Source organism: Streptococcus sp. A11 (assembly GCF_043674225.1).
In the GTDB taxonomy this organism is placed as follows: Bacteria; Bacillota; Bacilli; order Lactobacillales; family Streptococcaceae; genus Streptococcus; species Streptococcus suis_V.
In genome coordinates this window covers 81,985-91,511 of sequence record NZ_JBIMJS010000009.1, presented here as the reverse complement: position 1 = coordinate 91,511, position 9,527 = coordinate 81,985, and the positions used below count along the sequence as shown (strand labels likewise).

General features: G+C 44.7%; 9 protein-coding genes and 1 rRNA gene. All 10 read right to left on the bottom strand.

Annotated features, from left to right (window positions below):
- Positions 1–76 (bottom strand): 16S ribosomal RNA (locus ACHBIF_RS06745); the annotation flags it as partial.
- Positions 77–547: 471 nt separating this feature from the next.
- The gene (gene der / locus ACHBIF_RS06740; RefSeq protein WP_257117413.1) at positions 548–1,858 is read right to left on the bottom strand and encodes a ribosome biogenesis GTPase Der; all 1,311 of its coding nucleotides are present in this window, start codon (positions 1,856–1,858) and stop codon (positions 548–550) included.
- Positions 1,859–1,874: 16 nt separating this feature from the next.
- The gene (locus ACHBIF_RS06735) at positions 1,875–2,588 is read right to left on the bottom strand and encodes a nitroreductase family protein (protein ID WP_172079606.1); all 714 of its coding nucleotides are present in this window, start codon (positions 2,586–2,588) and stop codon (positions 1,875–1,877) included.
- Positions 2,585–3,484: a primosomal protein DnaI gene (gene dnaI, locus ACHBIF_RS06730; RefSeq protein WP_394719447.1), complete on the bottom strand. Its 900-nt coding sequence runs from the start codon at positions 3,482–3,484 to the stop codon at positions 2,585–2,587. The genes ACHBIF_RS06735 and dnaI overlap by 4 nt, the downstream gene beginning before the upstream one ends.
- Positions 3,484–4,644: a replication initiation/membrane attachment protein gene (locus tag ACHBIF_RS06725; protein ID WP_172079608.1), complete on the bottom strand. Its 1,161-nt coding sequence runs from the start codon at positions 4,642–4,644 to the stop codon at positions 3,484–3,486. The genes dnaI and ACHBIF_RS06725 overlap by 1 nt, the downstream gene beginning before the upstream one ends.
- Entirely contained in the window at positions 4,631–5,122 is a 492-nt protein-coding gene (gene nrdR / locus ACHBIF_RS06720) for a transcriptional regulator NrdR (protein ID WP_105110283.1), read from the bottom strand. Before nrdR ends, ACHBIF_RS06725 begins: the two co-directional genes overlap by 14 nt.
- An 81-nt stretch (positions 5,123–5,203) precedes the next feature.
- A complete protein-coding gene (locus ACHBIF_RS06715; RefSeq protein ID WP_257104836.1) occupies positions 5,204–6,322 on the bottom strand; it encodes an AI-2E family transporter in 1,119 nt (372 codons plus the stop codon).
- A 356-nt stretch (positions 6,323–6,678) separates the two neighbouring features.
- On the bottom strand, positions 6,679–7,371 hold the full coding sequence (locus ACHBIF_RS06710; protein ID WP_105111625.1) for a DNA-binding response regulator: 693 nt from the start codon (positions 7,369–7,371) through the stop codon (positions 6,679–6,681).
- A gap of 77 nt (positions 7,372–7,448) precedes the next feature.
- A complete protein-coding gene (gene gndA / locus ACHBIF_RS06705; RefSeq protein ID WP_105111624.1) occupies positions 7,449–8,873 on the bottom strand; it encodes an NADP-dependent phosphogluconate dehydrogenase in 1,425 nt (474 codons plus the stop codon).
- 114 nt (positions 8,874–8,987) lie between these two features.
- A complete protein-coding gene (locus ACHBIF_RS06700; protein ID WP_394719443.1) occupies positions 8,988–9,521 on the bottom strand; it encodes a YceD family protein in 534 nt (177 codons plus the stop codon).
- Positions 9,522–9,527 lie beyond the last annotated feature (6 nt).

Sequence of the window (9,527 nt, the reverse complement as noted above, 5' to 3'; positions counted from 1 at the left end):
TCCTTCAGCGTTCTACTTGCATGTATTAGGCACGCCGCCAGCGTTCGTCCTGAGCCAGGATCAAACTCTCATTAAAATTAGTTTGTCCGACTAAGCACTCTGGCTTATCCGTTTATTGTTTTTTGTCATTGACGATTTATATTGCTATAAATCACCCTGCACGTTTGGTTCGTCTTCTTTAATTTTCAAAGGTCTTGTCGTCGCTTGCGACAACTATATCAGTATATCACATCCCTGATTTCCTGTCAACTACTTTTTGAAACTTTTTTTCGTTTCTGCTTCGCCAACAGTCCCTCGCGAGACAACTTCATTATTCTATCATCTATATCTAATACTGTCAATAGCTTTTTAAAAATTTTTAATTTTTTTCATCGGCTAGGTTCTAAAAGCCTGATCAACAAATGCTTCAAATGATAGCTTGATTATTCTATCAGCTAAAGAGTCAATTGTCAATAAGGAAAATTGGGTTTTAAGCTAAAGAGTCAATTGTCAATAAGGAAATTGGGTTTTAAGCAAAAAAGAAGACCAAGAGGTCCTCTCATGTGTGTTACTTCCGTTTCCGTGCAATCAAATGAATCGGTGTTCCTTCAAAGACGAAGGCCTTGCGAATTTGATTCTCCAAGAAACGCATGTATGAAAAGTGCATGAGCTCTTCTTCATTGACAAAGACCACGAAGGTTGGTGGCTTGGTCGCAACTTGGGTCGCATAGAAGATTTTCAAGCGTTTGCCCTTGTCTGTCGGTGTCGGGTTGATGGCAATGGCATCCATGATGACATCGTTGAGGACAGACGAAGAAATCCGCATATTTTGGCTCTCGCTGATAGCCTTAATCATCTCTGGCAACTTGTGCAAGCGTTGCTTGGTCAGGGCCGACACAAAGATAATCGGTGCATAGGACAGGTACTGGAATTGGTCGCGAATATCATCTTCCCATTGTTTCATCGTATGGTTGTCTTTTTCAAGCGTATCCCACTTGTTGACCACGATGATGATTCCCTTACCTGCCTCATGGGCAAAGCCAGCAATCCGCTTGTCGTATTCACGAATGCCTTCTTCAGCATTGATGACCATGAGGACCACATCTGAACGGTCGATGGCACGCATGGCACGCATGACTGAATATTTCTCGGTATTTTCATAAACCTTACCAGACTTACGCATCCCTGCCGTATCAATCATGGTAAATTCCTGACCGTCAGGATCCGTGAAATGCGTGTCAATGGCATCGCGGGTCGTACCAGCGACTGGAGAAGCAATCACGCGCTCTTCCCCCAAAATAGCGTTAATCAAACTGGACTTACCGACATTTGGTCGACCAATCAAGCTGAACTTGATAATGTTTGGATTTTCTTCAATCTCTTCATTTGGTAGGTTTTCAATGATAGCATCCAAGACATCCCCCGTACCAATCCCGTGGACAGATGACACAGGATAGGGATCACCTAGTCCAAGCGAATAAAAATCATAAATCTCATTACGCATCTCTGGGTTGTCGACCTTGTTGACAACTAAAATGACTGGCTTGTTGGTCTTGTAAAGGACGCGAGATACATACTCATCCGCATCGGTCACACCCTCTTTTCCAGACACGACAAAGACAATGACATCAGCCTCGCTCATAGCAATATCAGCCTGGTGCTTGATTTGCTCCATGAACGGTGCGTCTACATCGTCAATTCCTCCAGTATCAATGATGGAGAACTTGCGATTGAGCCATTCAGCAGTCGCATAGATACGGTCGCGTGTCACACCTTCCACATCCTCGACGATAGAAATGCGTTCCCCCGCAATCCGGTTAAATAATGTTGATTTACCAACGTTGGGACGTCCCACGATGGCAATAGTTGGTAGAGCCATAGCTCCTCCTCTTCTCTTACAATAATTTATTTTTTTCTAAAATAACCTTGGTTTCAGCTTGTTCTGCCTGGCCAAATTGGGCTACAATCCGTTCTGACCACAATTCAGTCTGGCGGTCTCCAGCGTATACTGTCTGGATCTGATCGTAGGATTTGATGATTTCAATATCCTGCTCGACATACTCTTCCTCAAAGACAATTGCCTCTGTCGCCAAACGCGGTTTGACAGGATGAGCTTGAGCTGGAAGACCTAGTGCAATACAAAAAATCGGATAGGTATAGTCTGGTAAATTGAACAGCTCTGCCATTGCCAAAGCCTGATGACGAATCATGCCGATAAAGACACCGCCGTAACCTAGACTTTCCGCAGCAAGCAGGGCATTCTGACCAGCCAAAGACGCATCAACCGAGGAAATCAAGAGATTTTCCGTACCCTTGGCATCAAAATCGGTTCCGTGGAGTTCCGCTGCCTTGCTGGCACGATTGTGGTCGCCGACGAAAAACAGAATGGCCTTGGCCTGCAAGATAGCAGGTTGGGGCACCAAATCATACAGGGCCTGCTTTTTTTCCTCAGTCTGGATGACAATTATTGAGTAGGACTGGAAATTCTTCCAGCTGGAGGCAGCACGGCCAGCTGTGATAATAGCCTCTAAATCCGCCCGCTCAATCGGTTCATCTGTAAAACGGCGGACAGAACTATGGGCCAGCATCAAATCAATGGTTTCATTCATCGTCGGTTGATCCCTTTCAGGTGTAAATCTCGTGCCAAATAGCGAATGCGCTCCATGACACGTTTGGCCTGCCAGGTTTCATCACCAGACTTGCCAGAGGCGAAATGCCGCTCCAAATCATCAAGGGAGAAATTGGAAGTAAAGAAGGTCGGTAGATTTTCCTGCATGCGGTATTGAAGAATGACCTGTAGCACATCGTCACGCACCCACGGACTATGTTGCTCAGCCCCAATATCATCCAAGACCAAAACTTGAGCGGTCTTAATCTCGTCAATCTTATCCTTAACTGAACCGTCTTTGATGGCATTTTTTATATCCACCACAAAAGTCGGATAATGGAGAATGGTGGTCGACTGCAAATGCGTTTTAGACAAGAGATTAGCCAAATAAGCCATGAGATAGGACTTGCCAATGCCAAAATGACCGTAGATATAGAGTCCTTTGGGCTTTTCATCAAAGCGTTTGACAAAATCTGCAATGGCCAACATGATTTCCACCCGATTTTCATCGTTCTTATCAATGTCCGCCACCGTCACATTTTTCAGACTGGCTGGCATATTGATGAGCTGAATGCGATTTTTGATAGCTTCCAGACGACGATACTCAACCAATTCTGCCGTTTCCAAATAGGACACGTCCGCATAGCCCTCATTCATAATGAGAACAGGCTGGTAGCCCTTAGCCATATAACTTTCGTCTTGCTTGAGAAACTGGTCGCGCTGGCTGATATATTCCAAAAATTTGGAAATAGACAAGGTAATTTCCTGCTGTGTCAAACCTTGTTCTTTTATAAAGTCAGCCACATCTGCATCCGCTACAATCTCCTGGTAGAGTTCTTGATAGGACTTGCGACTAGAGTTGGCTGTTTGTGACAGCCTGTCTTGCACTGATTTCATCAGCCACCTCCTTGTGTTTCCATTTCTTCCAATTCGCGATAGAGGGCGGCTAGTTGGGCCTGTCCTTCTCTCGTTTGCTCTTGCTTAACTTCTTCCTTGCTCCAGTCCGGCACATTAGTTGCTGACACTTGCTTGTTCAGGACACTTGCCTTCTTGTTGTTTCCTGCTTTCAATTCCCTCAGATAAAGGACAGCTGCCTCTGCATTTCCAATCCCCTTATAGGAAAAATCATTGCCCAACTTGAGGGCGTATTTTTCATTCAGATTGGCCGAATCCACCTTATTAAAAGTATAAAGAACAAGGACATTGATAACTTCATCCAAGAGACCAATTTGAGCCAAATCTGTCAGGCACTTGCGCTCCGACTGGTTCACTGCTGCCTTTCTTTGTTCCTTAATGAAGACCAAAAATTCCAGACTAGACTTGGACTTGGCCTCACGAACGATGATTTTTTCCTGGTCTGTGAGCCCACTCGTTTGTTTAGCGGAGGCTTGGTCTGACTGTGACAGTCGTTTGGTCGAAATAACCTGGCCGATAGCCGTTTCCTTGGCCTTGCGATAGGTTTCCAACCAGGTCCAGCCGGACCGCTCTGCTATGTGACTAAGAGCAATCACATCGTCCGTCTCATCCTGAAATCGTAGCTGGTCCTTGGCCATCATAGCCTTGAAGGCTGACCAGTCAAAGTCCCTCTTACTCTTAACTACAGGAGAAATCTGTCCTTCCACATCGAAAACGTCTGAGAAAGATTTGGAAACATTCTTATCCTGGCTAGGGCTGGCGGGTATGAGATTCTCCACAGAAACCTCGCCAATTCTTTGCTCAAGAAGATGCCTATACAAGGGCTTGCCTAAAAATTCTCCGACGCTTAAAGGAGGCATTAGCTCTAGGCCCCTAGTCTCGTCAAGCTGATAAATCTTCAACAGACCCACTGCTGACAGAATATCCAGCGCCTGCTGCAAGCGATGAAAGCCAACATTCATGTGATTTAGAATGCTAGTCCATTGGTAACGCCCCTGCCCCGAGTCACCAAAACTATATAAATAGTAATACAGCGCTAGCGCATCCAAACCGATGATGGGCTGGTAACATTTGCTCAGACTGATTACATCAGGTGCAAAATTCCCAGCTTTCAGATAGGTAAAGGGATCATTTGGTTTCATCTTTGGCACCTGGTTTCACTTTTGACCCCTTAGAAATCATCTGCTTGAGCAAGTTTTCTAACTCACCAACATCTTTGAAAGAGCGATAGACAGAGGCAAAGCGTACATAAGTGATTTCATCTAGTTCAACCAATTCTTCCATGACCAAATTGCCGATAAAGTCACTTTCTACTTCGCTATCATTTTGGGCTCGAACCTTTTGTTCTATTCGATTGACCACCTGATCAATATCACCGGTTGATACTGGACGTTTCTGAGCCGAACGAATAATGCCATTAAAGATTTTCTCTCTCGAAAATTGCTCACGGGTGCCGTCTTTTTTAACGACTACTAGTGTTTTTTCCTCAATTCGCTCATAGGTGGTAAAACGCTGACCACATTGGTCACAGGAACGGCGACGACGGATGGTATTCCCATCTTCTGCCTGGCGACTATCAACAACACTTGACTTCAAACTCTGACACTTTGGACAACGCATGCTCTTTCTCCTACTTTGCTTTTATCACTTCAGTATAGCATAAAATAATCAAAAATAAAAGAAAGCGATAAGCACGCTTTCCTAAGCACTTTCAATCTGGTCATCCAAGCGATGGTGAACCCATTCCCTGACCAGACGGTAAATGACCGCAAAAATTGGTGTGAAGAAGACCATTCCTAGAAGGCCAAACAAATTTCCACCAATCAGGGCTGCAGCCAGGGTGAAGAGGGTTGGCAGACCAACCGACTGTCCAACTACGCGCGGATAGATGACATTACCTTCAATCAATTGAATGATTTGGAAGAGAATAATAGACCACAGAGCCAACAAAGGATTTTGTACCGCCACAAAGAGGGCACTAATCAGGCAGGCTGTAAATGGACCGATATAGGGAACGAAGGATAGGACCCCTGCCAAAATACCGGCCATGCTAGCATAAGGGATGCCAGAAAGTCCATAGCTGACAAAGACCAAGACCCCAATAATAACGGCCTCTACAATTTGGCTCATCAAGAATTTATCATAGGTATCTATCACAACTTCACCGACGTAGTTGATCAGACGAACTGCTTTCTGTGGCAGAGTAGCCTGCAAGAGTTTCCCCGTCATGGACTGCAGATGTTCCTTGCTTCCCAGGATAGCCAAAGTGAAGAAAAAGGCCATAACCAGGGTCATTGTGTTGGAAAAAATGCCTGTAACATTGGATACCAGATGAGACAGAACCGGAGTGACAATACTAGAAATAAAGTCTAGATTCCTAAACTGTTCAATAAAACCTGCAATCTGGTCACCAATCTGGCCAGACAAGAAACCATTGGACTCCAGAAAATCCGTAAGGGCTGTGACCGATTTTGGAATAGCCGTCCTGCTGACGGTTACTAGCTCTGAAACTGTCTTGGTCAGGGTTGGCAAGACAATCAGAACCAAACCTGTCACAATCATCACAAAGGCAATGAGGACCCCTACAATGGCCAAACTACGGCTGGATTTTTTCAAAAAAGCGACCTTTTCAAGCTGTTCTTCCAGCTTTTTCATAGGTACATTCAAGATGAAAGCAATGATTGCTCCAATGAAGAGAGAGTTCATACTTGCTAGGACAAGCTTAATAATAGCGTACAAGGCCGACCAATTAAGGACAGCTAAGAGGATTGCACCCGCCAATAAAATTAGCAAGGCCTTTTCTTTAAACGACGAATTCATAATTACTCCTTAGATTTCTTACTAACAATACTAACACAAGCCCAGCAAAAAAGAAAGGACAAGCCTTTCTTCAGAATGTAGACAAACTATGCTCTAAGTAAAATAAACTGGGTAGCTCTGCTAAGAAAAATAAAAATTTGATTTATTTTGCGAGCGGAGCGAGCCTAAACCGAGGTTTTCCCTTGTGATGAAAATGCTTGAAATGTTGTAATTTCAAGCATTCGGAGCCATGGAGACCTTAGGCTCAATGGCTAGGCATGGAATTCCGAAGGAAGTCGCTACCGTCCGACATCACCTCAGGAAAGTCCGAAAAAAGACTTTGTCTACAAATTCAAGAAAGGACAAGCCTTTCTTACTTAGTCACGCATGGCATATCCAACACCGCGAACTGTCTTGATATAGGACGGTTTTCCAGCTACATCCAATTTCCCACGCAGATAGCGGATATAGACATCTACCACATTGGTTTCCGATGATGTCGCCTCGTATTTCCAAACCCGCTCTAACAATTGTTCGCGAGTGACAGGCTCAGGACTATTCATCAGTGTCGCCAGGAGATCGTACTCTCGACGAGTCAGGTTAATCAGCTCATCTCCACGGGATACCGTGCGATTTTGAAAATCGATTTTCAAATCTCGATAAGCAGCCTGCAAGGGAACCTGAGTACAATGATTGTCAATAAAATCCCGACCACGGAAAATAGCTGAAATCTGCTCGACCAATTCGCTGATGACAAAGGGCTTGACCACATAGGAAACCGCATAGGACAAGACTTCCTCACCATGCTCATCCACATCTGCCGAATCAATAGCCACAATCAGGACGGATGCAGGTTTGATAGCTAATAACTGCGTGGATAATTCCTTACTGGACATATCTGACAGCTGAAAACTCATGAGAATCAAATCAAAATCCGTCTCATGCGCCAAGGACAAAGCCTCCTGGCCAGTAGAAGCATAGTCCACCAAATAGTCCTTCTTCTGCAATTCCATGGAAACAAAATGCGAGAGATTGCGCTCACGACCTGCAATCAAAATTTTCTTAGCCATAATATCCTTATCTAATCGAAAGTTTCAAGACCATTTCAGTCAGAAAGAAGGGCGCTTGCACGCCCTACTTCTATTATTTATTTTTCGCTATACCAATCATAGTGGAAGACACCCTCTTTGTCCTTACGGTTGTAAGTGTGGGCACCAAAATAGTCGCGTTGTGCTTGGATCAAGTTTGCTGGCAAGTTCTCAGCGCGGTAGCTGTCAAAGTAAGTAATGGCTGCTGAGAAGGTTGGCACAGGAACACCTGCTTGAATTGCCAAGGCAACAACGTCACGGACAGCTTGTTGGTACTTAGCTGTTACGTCAAGGAAGTATTCATCCAAGAGCAAGTTTGCCAAATCTTCATCACGTCCATAAGCATCGGTAATCTTTTGCAAGAAACGAGCACGGATGATACAACCTGCACGCCAGATTTTAGCGATTTCGCCAAATGGCAAGTTCCAGTTGTTTTCCTTAGACGCCACGCGCAATTGCGCAAAACCTTGTGCGTAAGACATGATTTTTGAGAAGTAAAGAGCTTGACGGATTTTTTCTACCAACTCAGCCTTATCGCCGTCATAGGCAAATGGTGCTGGTTTTGGAAGGACCTTGCTAGCTGCCACACGCTCATCCTTGTAGGTTGAGATATAACGGGCAAATACAGATTCTGTGATGAGTGACAATGGCACACCCAAATCAAGTGATGATTGGCTAGTCCATTTACCAGTACCCTTATTACCAGCCGCATCCATGATATAGTCAACGATTGGCCCTTCTTGACCTTCATCATCCTTACGTTGCAAAATATCCGCAGTGATTTCAATCAAGTAGCTGTCCAATTCACCCTTGTTCCACTCAGTAAAGATATCAGCCATTTCATCTACCGAAAGACCAAGCAGGTGTTGCATGAGGTCATAAGACTCAGCAATCAACTGCATGTCGCCATACTCGATACCGTTGTGGACCATTTTTACATAGTGACCAGCGCCATCTGGGCCGATATAAGTCACACATGGAGCGCCGTCCTCTGGAGCTTTTGCAGAAATTTCTTCCAAGACATCCGCTACTAATTCGTAGGCTTCTTTTTGACCACCAGGCATGATAGACGGACCTTCAAGGGCACCTTTTTCACCACCGGACACACCTGTACCGATGAAATTGATGCCTGAATTTGCCAATTCTTTTGAACGGCGAATGGTATCTTCGTAGAAGGTATTTCCGCCATCAATCAAAATGTCTCCTTCATCCAAGTGTGGCAAGAGAGATTGAATAGTTGCATCTGTACCAGGTCCTGCTTGAACCATGAGCATGATACGGCGTGGTTTTTCGATAGATGCGACAAAACTTTCCACATCATAGCTTGGTACCAAGTTTTTGCCTGGGTTGCTAGCTACCACATCTTCTGTCTTATCAGCAGAGCGGTTGTAAATGGCTACTGTGTAACCACGTGATTCAACGTTAAGAGCAAGGTTACGACCCATAACGGCCATCCCTACTACACCAAAGTTTGCTTTTGTCATGTATACTAACTCCTATAATTACTATCTTCTATTATACACCGAAAAGAGTCTAGTGGCAAGAATTTTCTGATAATTTAACCTTCCGACATTTTTCTGAATCTTTCACTAGCTTTTTCACTCATCGAACAAGCCCTGCAATTGAGCAAATGGACTATTAGCCTCTTTCTTTTCCTTGACTTCCTGTTGGAAATCATCCTCGGTCATCAGGGTCCAAGATTGGCCCGACGGCAAATCCTGCCCAGCCTCTTCTTCTGGCGTCAAAACCTTGATAGGAATGTTGAGAATAATGTTGTCTGCGACACTTTCTTCTAGGACAATGCAGTCCTCTTCCAACACAAAAACCATATCTTCGTCAATCAAATCCTGGTCCTTGAGAGCAGCTTCATTGGCCACAAAGAGTTCGTTGACCTGCTCCTCACGACGTAAGACCACTGGCTGGAGCGAACGGCTAGAAGCCAGGGTAATGTCGTAGGTCATCTGGTAATCTAGGAAAAAGATCCCCGCCTCAAAATGGACACGACCAGACACCTGGACAGGCGATAGGTCCAAAACCTCGCTGGAACGCCCCTGAACTTCCTGGCTCAAATCCAGTGTTTTCTCAAAAGAAATACCGTCTGGGTTTTTCTGAACATCGTAAATGTGAAACATAGGCTC